The sequence below is a fragment of the Sphingomonas rubra genome, from assembly GCF_900115745.1.
Lineage (GTDB): Bacteria > Pseudomonadota > Alphaproteobacteria > Sphingomonadales > Sphingomonadaceae > Sphingomonas > Sphingomonas rubra.
This window is the reverse complement of record NZ_FOXP01000006.1, coordinates 108,067-121,836: the sequence shown is the minus strand read 5'-3', so window position 1 is coordinate 121,836 and position 13,770 is coordinate 108,067. Positions and strand designations below refer to the sequence as shown.

Here is a 13,770-nt window from a genome sequence, read left to right as displayed (position 1 = left end):
GGACGTCACGGCCGGTGCAGGGCGAGGATCAGCGCACCGAGGGAGAGCAGCGCCAGGCTCATCTGCGGCGGGCGCAATCGCGCGAAATGCGCGGGCGCGTCGCCGCGGCGAGCGGGTCGAGAACGATCACCAGCGCATAGCCGAGCACGAGCAGCCATAGCGACCAGCCCGGTTCTGGCGCGATCAGGGCGAGGCCGGCGGGAATGAACCAGGCGAGCATCGTCGCGATCTCGACCGTGGTCGAGGCGCGGGGATTGCCGAAGCCGAAGCCGCGGCGGACGCCGGCGACGAACACCAGGATCATCGCACCCCACACGATCGCCAGCCGCGTCGCGATACTCGGCCAGGGGTCGGGCAGCAGCCACGCACCAAGAGCAGCGGCGACGAGCGGCAGCATCGGACCAAAGCCGAAGACGATGCTGTTGATCGGCACGCGCGGATGGTCCGGACCGGACATCAGTCGGCGGCGAAGATCTCGGCGTGGGGGATGGTCACGCCCAGGAAGGGAAAGTCGAGATCGCGAGCGGCGAACATGGTGTCGATCCATCCGCCGCCGGCATGACGACTGACCGTGCGTACCAGCTCGTTGACGGGATCGACGAAGGCGACCGCTTGGACGCTGGCGAGGGCCTTGAACTCCTCCAGCTTGGTTCCCTGGTCGAGGGTGGTCGTGCCGGGCGAGAGCACTTCGACGATCGCGACCGGCGCATCGAGCGCGGTGATCGCCTCGTCATTGTCCGGCCGCGGTCCGCAATGGATGCTGAGATCGGGATAGCGGATATCGGTCGTACTGGTCCGCACGGCCATGTCCGGGCCGTAAGGACGACAGCCTGATCCCTTGAGAACGATACGAAGGGCGACATGGAGATTGCCCTGCACCCAGGCATGGGCCTCGCTGCCGCCGGCCATCATCACGATCACGCCGTCGTGAAGCTCGAAGCGGCGATCGGTGTTGAAGTCCATCGCCAGGAACTCGTCGGCGGTGATCTTCCGATAGGCGGGATCGGTGCGCATGGGCTCGACGCTACTCCTGTGAACACAGGAAACAAAGGGCCGGCGGATGGTTCCGCCGGCCCTTTTCCGTGCATCGGTATTCTGGTCGGAACGGACCTCGGCCCTTCAACTGCCTGCCAAGGCAGGCGCTCAGGACAAGCTGCCGAGGCTTCTCGTCGGACGGGATCGTGACGGAGCCACGACCCGCCGGCCGTCCTGATTCGGTGTTCGAGGCAGGCTGGCCTGCCCCGATGCCAAATCAGAAGTCCATGCCGCCCATGCCGCCCATGCCGCCGCCGCCCATCGGCATCGCCGGCTTGTCCTCGGGCACTTCCGAGACGGCCGCCTCGGTGGTGATGAGGAGGCCCGCGACCGAGGCCGCGTTCTGGAGCGCGGTGCGGACGACCTTGGTCGGATCGATCACGCCGGCCTGCACCAGGTTCTCGTAGGTGTCAGTCGCGGCGTTGAAGCCCTGCGTCGGATCGTTGCCCTCGAGCAGCTTGCCCGAGACCACCGCACCGTCATGGCCGGCGTTGGTGGCGATCTGGCGAACCAGCGCCGTCAGCGCCTTGCGGACGATGTCGATGCCGCGGGTCTGGTCCTCGTTGGCGCCGGTCAGGCCGTCGAGCGACTTGGTGGCGTAAAGCAGCGCCGTGCCGCCGCCGGGGACGATGCCCTCTTCCACCGCGGCGCGGGTCGCGTGCAGCGCGTCGTCGACGCGGTCCTTGCGCTCCTTCACCTCGACCTCGGACGCACCGCCGACCTTGATGACGGCGACGCCGCCGGCCAGCTTGGCGAGGCGCTCCTGGAGCTTCTCGCGGTCGTAGTCGCTGGTGGTGTTCTCGATCTGCTGGCGGATCGCGTCGGTGCGGCCCTTGATCGCGTCGGCTTCACCCGCACCGTCGACGATGGTGGTGTTGTCCTTGTCGATCGACACGCGCTTAGCGGTGCCCAGCATGTCGAGCGTGACGCTCTCCAGCTTGATGCCGAGATCCTCGGAGATCACCTCGCCCTTGGTCAGGATCGCGATGTCCTCGAGCATCGCCTTGCGGCGATCGCCGAAGCCCGGCGCCTTGACGGCCGACACCTTCAGGCCACCGCGCAGCTTGTTGACGACGAGCGTGGCCAGCGCCTCGCCCTCAATGTCCTCGGCGATGATGAGCAGCGGACGGCCCGACTGGACGACGGCTTCCAGGATCGGGAGCATCGCCTGCAGGTTCGACAGCTTCTTCTCGTGGATCAGGATATAAGGGTCCTGAAGCTCGACGGTCATCTTGTCGGGGTTGGTGATGAAGTACGGCGACAGGTAGCCGCGGTCGAACTGCATGCCCTCGACGACGTCCAGCTCGAAATCGAGGCCCTTGGCCTCCTCGACGGTGATGACGCCTTCCTTGCCGACCTTCTCCATCGCCTCGGCGATCTTCTCGCCGACGACGGTGTCGCCGTTAGCCGAGATGATGCCGACCTGCGCGACTTCCTGGCTACCCGAGACAGGCTTGGAGCGCGACTTGACGTCGTTGATGACGACCTCGACCGCCTGGTCGATGCCGCGCTTCAGGTCCATAGGGTTCATGCCGGCCGCGACCGACTTCATGCCCTCGCGCACGATCGCTTGAGCGAGCACGGTCGCGGTGGTGGTGCCGTCACCGGCGTTGTCGTTGGTCTTCGAGGCCACTTCGCGCAGCATCTGCGCGCCCATGTTCTCGTACTTGTCCTTCAGCTCGATCTCCTTGGCGACGGTGACGCCGTCCTTGGTGATGCGCGGAGCGCCGAAGCTCTTGTCGATCACGACGTTGCGGCCCTTCGGCCCCAGCGTCACCTTCACCGCGTCGGCGAGGATGTCGACGCCGCGCAGGATGCGCTCGCGCGCGTCACGACCGAATTTCACGTCCTTGGCTGCCATGTGGCTACCCTTTCGAAAAACGAATGTTGAGGAGTTTGTCAGTTACGAAGAGGTCAGCCGACGATCCCGAGGATGTCGCTTTCCTTCATGATGAGGAGGTCCTCGCCGTCGACCTTGACCTCGGTGCCCGACCACTTGCCGAACAGCACACGGTCACCGGCCTTCACCTCCAGCGGGTGGACCTCGCCGGACTCGGAACGCGCGCCGGTACCGGCCGAGACGACCTCGCCCTCCTGCGGCTTCTCCTTGGCGGTGTCGGGGATGATGATCCCGCCGGCCGTCTTCTCCTCGGCCTCGACGCGGCGGACGAGAACGCGGTCGTGCAACGGACGAAAGCTCATTGCGATTACCCTCTTCAAGGTTGTGTGACAGATTTCTGGCACTCACCCAGGGCGAGTGCCAACCCTGGCGATATGTGCCGCCACCCTTGGATCGTCAACGGGGCGGCGGAACTAAATTGGCCGAGCTGTGCCCGGCAGCAGGCCCAGCCGTTCGCGCGCGCTCCACCGCCACAGCAGCAGGCCCGCCACCACGGCAAGACCGATCGCCAGCCCCCACCAGATGCCAACTCCGGCGAGCGGCGTGCGGAAGCCGAGCAGCGCCGCGCTGCCGAAGCCGACCACCCAGTAACCGAACAGCGCCACCAGCATGGGTACGCGCGTGTCCTGCAACCCGCGCAGCACGCCCTGCGCTACCGCTTGCGCCCCGTCGACGAGCTGGAACACCGCGGCGATGGCGAGGAACTGCACCGCCAGCGCCGCCGTCGCCGCCGAAGCGGGGCCGGAATCGAGGTAGATGCCGACGAGTAGGCCGGGGATCGCCCAGATCAGGCCCGCGCTCAGCACCATCACGCCGGTACCGAGCAGCAGCGCGACGTTCCCCGCCCGTCCCATCCACACCGGATCGCGCGCGCCGTAGGCGAGGCCGACGCGAATCGTCGCCGCCTGCGCGACGCCGAACGGCACCTGGAAGGCGAAAGCGGCGATGTTGAGCGCGACGGCGTGGGCGGCCACCTCCGTCACGCCGATCAGTCCCATCAGCAGCGCGACGCCGCCGAACAGCCCGCCCTCGAACGTCCAGGTCAGCGCGATCGGCAGGCCGAGGCGCAACACGCGGCCGAATTGCGGCCAGTCGTGGCGCCACCAGCGACCGAACAGGCGGTAGCGGCGCAGCCGCCGGTCGGTAACCAGGACCAGCGCGTAGGCGAGCAGCATCGCCACCGACACCGCGACGCGGGCGATCGCCGAGCCTTCCAGCCCGAGCGCGGGGAAGCCGGCATTGCCGAACACCAGCAGCCAGTTGGCCAGGATGCCGACGCCCAGCCCCGCCGCGGTGACCGCGAACACGTAACCGGGCCGGCCGAGCGCGGCGGCGGTCAGCCGCATCAGCCCGGCAGCGGCGGCGGGGATCACCGCTATGCCGAGCAGATCGAGGAAATCGCCCGCGCGCGCCGCCACCCGGGCGTCCTGCCCGGCGAGCAGGAACAGCCGCTCGCCCGCCAGCAGCACCGCGATCACCGGCATCGCGGCGAACACGACCAGCCACAGCGCCATGCGGAAGGTCCGCCGCACCTCGCGCACCGCCCCGACACGGCGGCCGAGCGCGGCGGCGATGATCGGCTCGGCGGCACCGCCCATGCCGATCAGCGCGAAGGTGAGGATGTTGAACAGGAACACGCCGAGCGAGGCGGCCGCGAACTCGGTCGGCCCGAGCCGCGCCACGAACACCACGTCGACCGCGAACACCGCCATCTGGAGCAGGTTGGCGGCGACCAGCGGCCCCGCCAGGCGCAGCAGCGCCCGCGCCTCGCTCCGCGCCGAGGCGGGCGCTTCGGCGAGCGGGGGTGCGGTGTGGGCCATGGGGGGCGCCCTAGCCCGTTTTGGTGCCGAAAGTCACATTCGATCAGGTGGGGTGACGTTACCGTGCCACTTGGCCATCGTCACCCCGCACCTTGTCGAGACCTCCGAGAAACGCCGCCCACCCGCACTTTCTTGCGTCATGCCGGGCTTGTCCCGGCATCCAGGATCAAGCAGTGCAGCGTTCGTGGCTCTGGATGCCGGGACAAGCCCGGCATGACGGCAGGATTTCTACACCGGTCCAACCATCCCAGGCGACCAGTGCGGGGAGACCGTACCTCCTCAGAATCCCTCGGGCAGCTCCACCGGCCCGACGACGCGGCGGTACTGCGTCACCGCGTACCGGTCCGTCATCCCGGCTATGAAGTCGGCGACGTGACGGCTGCGCCATGGTTCGTCGGCGGGCAGCCGCTCGCGCCACTCGTCGGGCAGCGCGGCGGGATCGTCGCGAAAGGCGGCGAACAGGCCGGAGACGACGCCGTCGGCCGCGGCCGCTGCGGCGAGCTGGACGGGGTGATGGTAGAGGTTGGCGTACATGAAGCGTTTCAGGTCGCGTTCCTCGACGCGCAAACCGTCCGAGAAGCCGACCAGCGCGCGACCGGCGGCGCGCACGTCGGCTGCCGTCCCGATCCCGCTCACGGCGATGCGCGCGCGCGTCTCGGCGATCAGGTCGTTGACCATGACGCCGATCTGGCTGCGGACGAGTTCGCGGGCGAGGCGGTCGCGCGCCACGCCGGGGTAGCGCGCCTCCACCGCCGCCCAGGTCCGCGCCACCAGCGGCACCGACAGCAGCTGGTCGAGCGTCAGCAGGCCCGCGCGCAGGCCGTCGTCGATATCGTGGTTGTCATAGGCGATATCGTCCGCGATCGCCGCGACTTGCGCCTCCAGGCTCGACCAACCCGCAAGGTCGAGCGGCTGTCGTGCATCGACCTCCGCCAGCGCCCAGCCGGGATGGCGGACCGGGCCGTTGTGCTTGGCCAGCCCCTCCAGCGTCTCCCAGGTCAGGTTGAGCCCGTCCCAGCGCGGATAGGGGCGTTCGAGGTCGGTCAGCACGCGCAGCGTGTGGCCGTTATGGTCGAAGCCCCCCGCCCCCGCCATCGCCGCCTTGAGCGCGTCCTCGCCGGCGTGGCCGAAGGGCGGGTGGCCGATGTCGTGGGCGAGGCACAGCGCCTCCGTCAGATCCTCGTTGAGGCCGAGCGCGCGGGCGATGGCCCGGCCGATCTGCGCGACTTCGATACTGTGGGTCAGGCGGACGCGGAAATGGTCGCCGTCGGGCGCCATGAACACCTGCGTCTTGTGGCGCAGCCGTCGGAAGCTGATCGAGTGGATGATCCGGTCGCGGTCGCGCTGGAACGCGTCGCGGGGTCCGCGCAGCTCGCGTTCCTCCGGGTGGAGCCGACCTCGGCTGGCGGCCGGGTCGGCGGCGTAGGATGCGGTCACTTGCCGGTGTTCGGCGCGTCCAGCCGTTCCACCTTCTGCCCCGCCTCGCTGGTGAAGGCGAACGAGCCGACGCCTTCCTTGCGCAACTGGTTGACGAAGGTGCGCGCCTCCGCGTCGGTCTTGAACGGGCCGGTCAGCACGCGATTGGTGGCGCGCAGCGGCGTGGTGTAGCCGGTCCGCTTCTTGAGCGAGGGCGCCCGGCTGCGCATCAGCTGCCAGGCGGCGTCCAGCCCCGCCTCGTTGGCGCCGCCGGCGACCTGAACCCAGATACGCGCCGGGTTGCTGCGCGCCGCCTTCTTCTCGGCAGCCGCCTTGTCGGCGAGTTCCTTCTTCTCCGCGGCGGCCTTCTTGTCGGCGGCGGCCTTGCGCTCGGCGGCGCGGCGCTGCGCCGGGGTGAGCGGCGGGTCCGCCGCGGCGGTGGTGCCACGGCGACCGCGCGCGGTGCGCGATGCGGTATCGGCGGCGGCCACCGCGACGGGCTCGGCCGCGCCACGTCGCGCGCGGCGGCCGGTGGCGGGCGTCGGCTCGTCGGCCTGCGGGTCGCCGGTGAGGCGGCCGGCGACGGTGCGGCGAAGCGCGGCGTCGCGGCCCTCCTTGGCGGACGCCTCGGCGACCACGCGCGCGCCGGCGGGGCTCGGCGCGACGCGCTCGACCGCCGCGGGGATCGCGACCGGCCCCGGATCGGGGCGTACCGGTGCGACGCCGAGTTCGGACGCCGGGATGGAGAGGCTGGCAACGATGCGCGCCAGGACCGAGTCGGCCCGCTCCGTCGCCGCCTGCGTCGGGACCGGGGCAACGGGAGCAGTCGTCGCGACGATCGCGGGCGCCGGGGTCGGTGCGACGGTCGCGGCGGCGACGGCCGTCGGGGGCGTCGACGGCGTGGCGACCCTCGGGGCGGGCACCACCGTAGCCGGCGGCGTGACGGTCGCGGTCGACACGGGCGCGGCGGGTCGCGCCGGCGAGATCGCGGCGGTCTGCACGGGCGTGCTCGGCGCCGGCGTGACGGCCACCGGTGCGGACTGGACCGGGCGAGCGGCGGCGACCACGACCGGGCGCTGGGTGGACGCGGACGATCCGACGCGGACGTTCGATTCGCGCATCGCCGCGACGCTCGCGGAGGGGACCGGCTGGCTCGCGACCGACCGAGGCGCGGCAGCGGCGGACTGGACGGCCGTGGTCGCGACGGGCGAGGCGGTCGGGCGCGCCGTCCGATCGCGGCGCGTGCGACGGCCGCGGTTCTGGTCGACCACGGCGGCGACCTGCACCGGCGGCGTCGCGACCTCCGCCGGCAGCGGCGCAAAGGTCGGGATGAAGCGCGCGTCGGCGAGGCGCGCGGGGGTCGCGGTGATCTCGCCGAAATGCACCGCAAAGGCGCGGTCGACCGCGGGCAGCGTCGGCAGGCGGCGGAAAAAGGCGCCGAGCCCCTGCGCCATGCCGGCGGGCATCATCGTCGTCGCGATCTTGGAGGCGCCCTCGGTGTCACCGTTCATCGCCATGACGAAGGCACGCGCGCGCCAGGCCGCGCGGTCCTGACGGCGGACCAGCGGATCGAGCTGTTCCAGCGCCTGCGCCTGCTTGCCGGCGATGCCGAGCGACAGGGCGTAGCGGCGCGCGGTTTCGTCGTCGGCGCCGTTCTGGAGCGCCAGGCGATAATCGCGGTGGGCACGCTCCTGCTGGCCGACGAGATCGAGCGCGAGGCCACGGTCGGCGGCGTAGCGCGCGACCGGCCAGCCCAGGCTCTCGGCCTGACCGAAGAAGCGCAGCGCCTCGCCCGGCCGCTCGGATCGCACCAGGATCGATCCCATGCCCGCCTTCACCCGGCCGCTGCGGGGATCGACCTTGTCGGCGCGCGCGAACAGCGCGGCGGCGCCGGACAGGTCGCCCAGGCGGAGCGACAACTCGCCCGCGGTGGTCAGCGCGACGATGTTGCGCGGGTCGGAGGCGAGCAGCCGCATCTGCGCGGCGAGGAGGTCGGCGTCGGTCTGGCCGAGCGGCTGGACCACCTCCTGTGCGACGAGGCCGACAGGCAGGCACGTCGCGGCGAGGAGGGCGGCGATCAGGGAATGATGGCGGATCATGAGCGTCCCAAACCTACACCCCAGCCGGGCCGTCGCGGCAACGCCGTGGGCGCAGCGCAGCGACGAAGCGGGCTCTTGAGGCGACGAAAGGGAGTGTCATCGATCGACGCTGGAAGCTTGGCGGGGATCAACATGCGGCGTCGCCCCAACTTTGTCGGCTCGTCTGGCCTGGCGCACGTCGAGTTCGGCGCGGCGGCGGAACGGGACGCCATCGCCCGCGGCCAGCCTCTCTCCATGCGGGCTCTCGACCCCGAATTGCTGAAATAGAGACGAACGACGAAGGCCAGTGCCGCTCGCCAACGTTCGCCGTCCACTCTCCCGTCACCCCTGCCTAGAGGATGATGACGTTAGCTTGGACCCAGCACCGTTCGCCCTGAGCGACGTCGAAGGGCAGGCCCCAGGTGAACCGTGCGCGGCCTGTGCTTCGACTTCGGCGCCATGCGCCGAAGTTTATCCTCAGCTTGTCGAAGGGCTCAGCCACGAACGGGTCAGGTGGATGTCATCGTGCTCTACTGCCGGGGTCCACCGCGCCTCCAGATCAGACAACCGTTCGTTCGCGGCGCGGTGGATGCCGGAACAAGTCCGACATGACGGAGAGCTTCCGCATAGGTTCCGCTTCGACCCACGTAAGGTCAGGTCAGAAGCGGATCACGTCCTCACTGATTGTTCTGGCGGTGCAGGAAGCGGGGGATGTCGAGCGGCTCGGCGGTGTTCGCCGCATCGTCGTCGCGCGGGGCACCGCGCGCGGCGTTGGACATCCGCTCGAACAGCGTGCCGCCCAGCTTGACGCGCGGTGCCGCGGCGGGTTCGGGCGTCGCGGCCTCCGTACCGGGGGCGAGCCAGCGGCGGCGCGATCCGCCCTCGTCGGCGGCGGGCGTCGGCGCGGCCACCGGTGCCGGGGCGGGTACGGGGGTAGGCGCAGGCGGCGGCACCACCGCCTCGGCGCCGAGAACCAGTTCATCCTCCTGCGCCTGCGGGATGGGCGCGGGCGCGGATACCGGCGGCGCGACCTCGGCCGCGGGTGCCGGCACGGGCGCGGGCGGCGGCGCGGCGGGCGTCGGCTCGGCTGCGCGGTGAGCGGCGGGCTCCTCGCGGCGCGCGCCGGCGAAGCTGAACGAGCGCGCGGGCTCGGCCTGCGCCTTCACCGGCTCGGGCGCGCGCTCCACCGCCTCGATGCCGGTGGCGACCACCGACACGCGGATGCGGCCCTCCAGATCGGGGTTGAACGCCGAGCCCCAGATGATGTTGGCGTCCGGATCGACGAGATCGCGGATGTGGTTCGCCGCCTCGTCCACCTCCAGCAGGCGCATGTCGTCGCCGCCAGTGATCGAGATGATGACGCCTTTGGCCCCCTGCATCGACACGCCGTCGAGCAGCGGATTGGCGATCGCCTTCTGCGCCGCCTCCAGCGCGCGGTTGTCGCCGGACGCCTCGCCCGTGCCCATCATCGCCTTGCCCATCTCCTGCATCACCGAGCGGACGTCGGCGAAGTCGAGATTGATGAGGCCGGGCATGACCATCAGGTCGGTGATGCCGCGCACGCCCTGCTGCAGCACCTCGTCCGCCATCGAGAACGCCTCCTTGAAGGTGGTGTTCGCGTTGGCGATCAGGAACAGGTTCTGGTTCGGAATGACGATCAGCGTGTCGACGTACTTCTGCAGCTCCTCGATGCCCTGGTCGGCGGCCTTGGAGCGGCGGTTGCCTTCGAAACTGAACGGCTTGGTAACGACGCCGACGGTCAGGATGCCCATGTCGCGCGCCGCCTTGGCGATGACGGGGGCCGCGCCGGTGCCGGTGCCGCCGCCCATGCCGGCGGCGATGAACACCATGTGCGCGCCCTCCAGCATCTTGGCGAGGTCGTCGATCGTCTCCTCGGCGGCGGCGCGGCCGATCTCGGGACGGGCACCCGCGCCCAGGCCCTGCGTGATCTTGGTGCCGAGCTGCACGCGGCGCGGCGCCGTCGACTGTTTCAGCGCCTGCGCGTCGGTGTTGGCGACCAGGAAGTCCACGCCCTGCACGTCCGCGCGCATCATGTTCGCGATCGCGTTGCCGCCCGCGCCGCCGACGCCGATCACCGCGATCCGCGGAGTCAGCTCGTCCACCTCGGGCGCCATAAATTCGATGCTCATCGCCACTTCACTCCGCCGTCACCGATCGGGAAACGCGCCGACCGGACCCCTGATTAACCCTTTTACATCCGCATCGCCGCGCCGCCACTACAAAAGCGCCGCCCCTGCAAAAGCATCGCCCCAGTATAGGCCGCACTCAGTAGTTCGCCCGTGCCGCCTGGATCAGCTTGCGGAAGATGCCCATGCCGCTCGGCCGATGCACCGTCTGCGCGGGGCCGGCGACGCTGCGCAGATCGACCGGATCGGACGCGGCATAGTAAGCGAGCCCTGCCAGCGTCGCGAAGGCGGGGCCGGCATGCGCCTCCGGCAGGCCGGTCAGCCCGCGCGGCCGACCGAGCCGGACCGACCGGCCGAGCGCCTGCTGCGCATAGTCGGCGATGCCCTTCAGCTCCGCGCCGCCGCCGGTGAGCACGACCTGGCGGCCGACCGGCCCCTCGAACTTCAGGGCGGCGAGCGCTTTCCTGATCTCGCCCATCTGGTGCTCCAGCCGCTGGCGGACGACGCCGATCAGCTGCGCCTTGGTGATCTGCGTGCCGCCGTGCACGTCGTCCTCCGCGCCCACCGGGGTCACCGGGATCATGTCGTGATTGTCGCGAGGGGATGCGTTGGCGGAGCCGTGGAAACATTTCATCCGCTCGGCCTGCTGGCGGCGGGTGCCGAAGGCCGAGGCGATGTCGTCGGTGATGTCGGCCGCGCCCATCGCGATCGAGTGGAGTCCGACCAGCATCCCGCCCGCGAACAGCGACACGTTGGTGATCCCCGCGCCCAGCTCCACCAGCGCCACGCCCAGCTCGCGCTCCTCGTCGCTCAAACAGGCGAGGCCGGTGGCGACCGGCGAGGCGATGATCGACTTCACCTCCAGATGCGCCGAACGGACGCACAGGTCGAGGTTGCGGACGGGCGACCCGTCGGCGGCGACGACGTGGATGTGGACGCCCAGCCGGTCGGCGTGAAGGCCGAGCGGCTTCTTGACCCCGGTCAGTCCGTCCAGCGTATAGAGCGCGGGCTGCGCGTGCAGCACCATGCGCCCCTGCGGGTCGATCGACTGGCGACCGGCGTGGAGGAGCGCATCGATGTCCTGCTGCTCGACCCGGTGGCCGCCCAGTTCCAGCTCCACCTCCGCGACGTCGCTGACCAGGCCGCCGGCGGAGAAGCCGACCCACACATTCTCGATGTTCAGGCCGGCGATCCGTTCCGCCTGTTCCACCGCCTCGCGCACCGCCGCCTCGGTCGCGGTCATGTCGGCGATATAGCCGCGCTTGACGCCGCGGCTCTCGCGCTGGCCAGTGCCGAGCACGACCAGCTCGCCGCCGTCGCCCTTCTGCGCGATCATCGCCGACACCTTGGACGACCCGATGTCGAGCGCGGTGATGAGACCTTCCGGTGCCGCCTTGGCCATGCCCTACCCCTCAGCCGCCCCCGCGGCGTTTGCCTCGCCTGCCGTCGCGCCGCTCTCGGCGGGATCGGGTGCGCCCGTCAACGCCGGATCGGCCAGGGCATGATTTTGATTCATCCCCGGTTTTCTTGCAACCAGCTTCGACGGATCGCGCATGTCGAACCGCAGCCAGCCGCGGCCGAGCAGCGGCCGCTGCCCGTCCAGCTCGGCGAAGGTGACCAGCGCCTTGGCCGCCCCCTCCTCCGGCAGGGCCAGTACCTCGCCGCTCTCGAACGTCAGATCCCAGCGACGATTGCCGACCCAGGTGGCGGCGCGCACGCGGGGTTTGAGCGCCGGAGCGGCATTCAGCAGCGCCTGATAGGACGCCTCCTGCCGGTCGGCGCCGGGGCCGATGACCAGCGGCAGGTCGGGGATCGCGTCCGGTCGCACTGCCTCCAGCAGCACGCCGTCGGCATCGATCAGCGTCAATTGCCCACGATCCTGCCACACGGCGGCGGGCGTGCGCTCGACGATGTCGATCAGCAGCGTGTCGGGCAACCGGCGCGACACGTGCGCGTCGGCGATCCAACCGTAGCGGAGCAGCCGCTGGCGAATGCCGTCCAGGTCGACCGCCATCATCGACGTCTCGTTCTGCTTGTCCTCCAGCGCGACGGCGTAGACCGACATGCGGTCCATCCGCTTCAGCCCCGTGATCTCGATCTGCTCCACCCGCAGCCCCGCCTGCCCGGCCGTCTCGGCGAGCGCCGCGCCGACCATGCCGGGCACGCCCAGCCACATCAGCCCGGCCAGCACCACGGCGCCGGCGGCGCCCGTCATCGTCCAGGTCACGGTGCGCTTCAGCACCGCCTCGCTGACCGGCAGGCACTGCACGACGCGGTCGAGAACCGACACCTTGCGGACCGGCTGCTTGCGCCGCGGCGAGGGCCGCTGCGGCGCGGCGCCGCGCTTGATCGTGCGGCTCACGGAACAGGGTCCCGCGGATGGTCCTTCAGCGCCTCGTCGACGATCGCCTGGACCAGCTCGGCGTAGCTCATGCCGATATGGCGAGCCTGTTCGGGAACCAGGCTGAGCGGCGTCATGCCCGGCTGGGTGTTGACCTCCAGCAGGAACAGCCCGTCGACGCCGCGCTCGTCGTCCCAGCGGAAGTCGGAGCGGCTGGCGCCGCGACAGCCGAGCAGGCGATGCGCCTCCAGTGCCAGCGAACGGCATGCCTCCGCGATCTCGTCGGGGATCTGCGCGGGGCAGACATGGGTGGTCAGCCCGTCGGTATATTTGGCGTTGAAATCGTACCACCCGTTCTTGGGGATCAGCTCGGTGACGCCCAGCGCCCGGTCGCCCAGCACGGCGGCGGTCAGCTCGCGCCCGCGGATATAGGGCTCGGCCAGCAGTTCGTCGAACTCCTGCCACGGGCCCTGAGCATCGGGCGATATCGGATTGCCGTAGTTACCCCCAGGTCCATCGGCGTCGGTGACGATGGCGACGCCGACCGACGAGCCCTCGTTGACGGGCTTGAGGACGTACGGCCGCGACAGCGGGTCCGCCGCGTGGATGTCGGCCGACTTGACGATGCGGCCGCCCGGCATGGGGATGCCGTGCGGCACCAGCGCCTGCTTGGTCAGCACCTTGTCGATCGCGATCACCGAGGTGGCGAGGCCGGAATGGGTGTAGCGCAGGCCCATCAGGTCCATCATGCCCTGCACGGTGCCGTCCTCCCCCGGCGAGCCGTGCAGCGCATTGAAGACGAGGTCGGGCGTCGCCTCCGCCAGCCGCGCGGCCACGTCGCGCCCCATGTCGATGCGGGTGACGCGGTGGCCGAGCGACTCCAGCGCATCAGCGATGCCCGCGCCGGATTGCAGCGATACCGGCCGCTCGGCCGACCAGCCGCCCATCAGGACGACGATGTGGAGGGGGGTGGTCATAAGGATCGATCCGGCAAATGAGGCGCATCATCGCTGCGACCTTCGTCACACCGGGC

Annotated in this window: 12 protein-coding genes; 1 reads left to right on the top strand and 11 read right to left on the bottom strand. The window is 70.4% G+C overall.

Features of this window, described 5'->3' with window-relative positions; translation table 11 throughout:
* Positions 1-58: 58 nt before the first annotated feature.
* The 7 genes from BM145_RS08930 to BM145_RS08900 form a co-directional block, all read right to left on the bottom strand.
* Positions 59-457: a DUF3429 domain-containing protein gene (locus BM145_RS08930; protein WP_245739215.1), complete on the bottom strand. Its 399-nt coding sequence runs from the start codon at positions 455-457 to the stop codon at positions 59-61.
* Positions 457-1,014 (bottom strand): Uma2 family endonuclease, encoded by a 558-nt coding sequence (locus BM145_RS08925; RefSeq protein WP_093333311.1) that lies wholly within the window; start codon positions 1,012-1,014, stop codon positions 457-459. The genes BM145_RS08930 and BM145_RS08925 overlap by 1 nt, the downstream gene beginning before the upstream one ends.
* 238 nt (positions 1,015-1,252) lie before the next feature.
* The gene (gene groL, locus BM145_RS08920; protein ID WP_093333310.1) at positions 1,253-2,896 is read right to left on the bottom strand and encodes a chaperonin GroEL; all 1,644 of its coding nucleotides are present in this window, start codon (positions 2,894-2,896) and stop codon (positions 1,253-1,255) included.
* Positions 2,897-2,949: 53 nt separating this feature from the next.
* On the bottom strand, positions 2,950-3,237 hold the full coding sequence (gene groES, locus BM145_RS08915) for a co-chaperone GroES (protein ID WP_093333309.1): 288 nt from the start codon (positions 3,235-3,237) through the stop codon (positions 2,950-2,952).
* Positions 3,238-3,348: 111 nt separating this feature from the next.
* The gene (locus BM145_RS08910; RefSeq protein WP_093333308.1) at positions 3,349-4,755 is read right to left on the bottom strand and encodes an MATE family efflux transporter; all 1,407 of its coding nucleotides are present in this window, start codon (positions 4,753-4,755) and stop codon (positions 3,349-3,351) included.
* A 279-nt stretch (positions 4,756-5,034) separates the two neighbouring features.
* Positions 5,035-6,192: a deoxyguanosinetriphosphate triphosphohydrolase gene (locus tag BM145_RS08905; RefSeq protein ID WP_093333307.1), complete on the bottom strand. Its 1,158-nt coding sequence runs from the start codon at positions 6,190-6,192 to the stop codon at positions 5,035-5,037.
* The gene (locus tag BM145_RS08900) at positions 6,189-8,270 is read right to left on the bottom strand and encodes an SPOR domain-containing protein (RefSeq protein ID WP_093333306.1); all 2,082 of its coding nucleotides are present in this window, start codon (positions 8,268-8,270) and stop codon (positions 6,189-6,191) included. The genes BM145_RS08905 and BM145_RS08900 overlap by 4 nt, the downstream gene beginning before the upstream one ends.
* Before the next feature lie 117 nt (positions 8,271-8,387).
* On the opposite strand from BM145_RS08900, the gene BM145_RS16030 reads away from it, so the two are divergent.
* Positions 8,388-8,537 (top strand): hypothetical protein, encoded by a 150-nt coding sequence (locus BM145_RS16030; RefSeq protein WP_177200136.1) that lies wholly within the window; start codon positions 8,388-8,390, stop codon positions 8,535-8,537.
* Between the two features lie 389 nt (positions 8,538-8,926).
* Here the strand turns inward: BM145_RS16030 and ftsZ are convergent, their stop codons facing one another.
* The 4 genes from ftsZ to BM145_RS08880 form a co-directional block, all read right to left on the bottom strand.
* Positions 8,927-10,399, bottom strand: coding sequence for a cell division protein FtsZ (ftsZ, locus tag BM145_RS08895; RefSeq protein ID WP_093333305.1), 1,473 nt, complete (start codon positions 10,397-10,399; stop codon positions 8,927-8,929).
* A 136-nt stretch (positions 10,400-10,535) separates the two neighbouring features.
* Positions 10,536-11,798 carry a cell division protein FtsA gene (gene ftsA, locus BM145_RS08890; protein WP_093333304.1) on the bottom strand — a complete coding sequence of 421 codons (1,263 nt, stop codon included), beginning with the start codon at positions 11,796-11,798 and terminating at the stop codon, positions 10,536-10,538.
* A 3-nt stretch (positions 11,799-11,801) separates the two neighbouring features.
* Positions 11,802-12,758, bottom strand: a complete 957-nt coding sequence (locus BM145_RS08885; protein ID WP_093333303.1) for a cell division protein FtsQ/DivIB — start codon at positions 12,756-12,758, stop codon at positions 11,802-11,804.
* A complete protein-coding gene (locus BM145_RS08880; protein ID WP_093333302.1) occupies positions 12,755-13,714 on the bottom strand; it encodes a D-alanine--D-alanine ligase in 960 nt (319 codons plus the stop codon). Before BM145_RS08880 ends, BM145_RS08885 begins: the two co-directional genes overlap by 4 nt.
* Positions 13,715-13,770: the final 56 nt, after the last annotated feature.

Excerpts from the sequence above, each read along its gene's own strand:
- BM145_RS08880 (WP_093333302.1), bottom strand. The coding sequence starts at position 13,714 with ATGACCACCCCCCTCCACATCGTCGTCCTGATGGGCGGCTGGTCGGCC.
- ftsA (WP_093333304.1), bottom strand. The coding sequence starts at position 11,798 with ATGGCCAAGGCGGCACCGGAAGGTCTCATCACCGCGCTCGACATCGGG.
- ftsZ (WP_093333305.1), bottom strand. The coding sequence starts at position 10,399 with ATGAGCATCGAATTTATGGCGCCCGAGGTGGACGAGCTGACTCCGCGG.
- BM145_RS08900 (WP_093333306.1), bottom strand. The coding sequence starts at position 8,270 with ATGATCCGCCATCATTCCCTGATCGCCGCCCTCCTCGCCGCGACGTGC.
- groES (WP_093333309.1), bottom strand. The coding sequence starts at position 3,237 with ATGAGCTTTCGTCCGTTGCACGACCGCGTTCTCGTCCGCCGCGTCGAG.
- BM145_RS08930 (WP_245739215.1), bottom strand. The coding sequence starts at position 457 with ATGTCCGGTCCGGACCATCCGCGCGTGCCGATCAACAGCATCGTCTTC.
- groL (WP_093333310.1), bottom strand. The coding sequence starts at position 2,896 with ATGGCAGCCAAGGACGTGAAATTCGGTCGTGACGCGCGCGAGCGCATC.
- BM145_RS08910 (WP_093333308.1), bottom strand. The coding sequence starts at position 4,755 with ATGGCCCACACCGCACCCCCGCTCGCCGAAGCGCCCGCCTCGGCGCGG.
- BM145_RS08925 (WP_093333311.1), bottom strand. The coding sequence starts at position 1,014 with ATGCGCACCGATCCCGCCTATCGGAAGATCACCGCCGACGAGTTCCTG.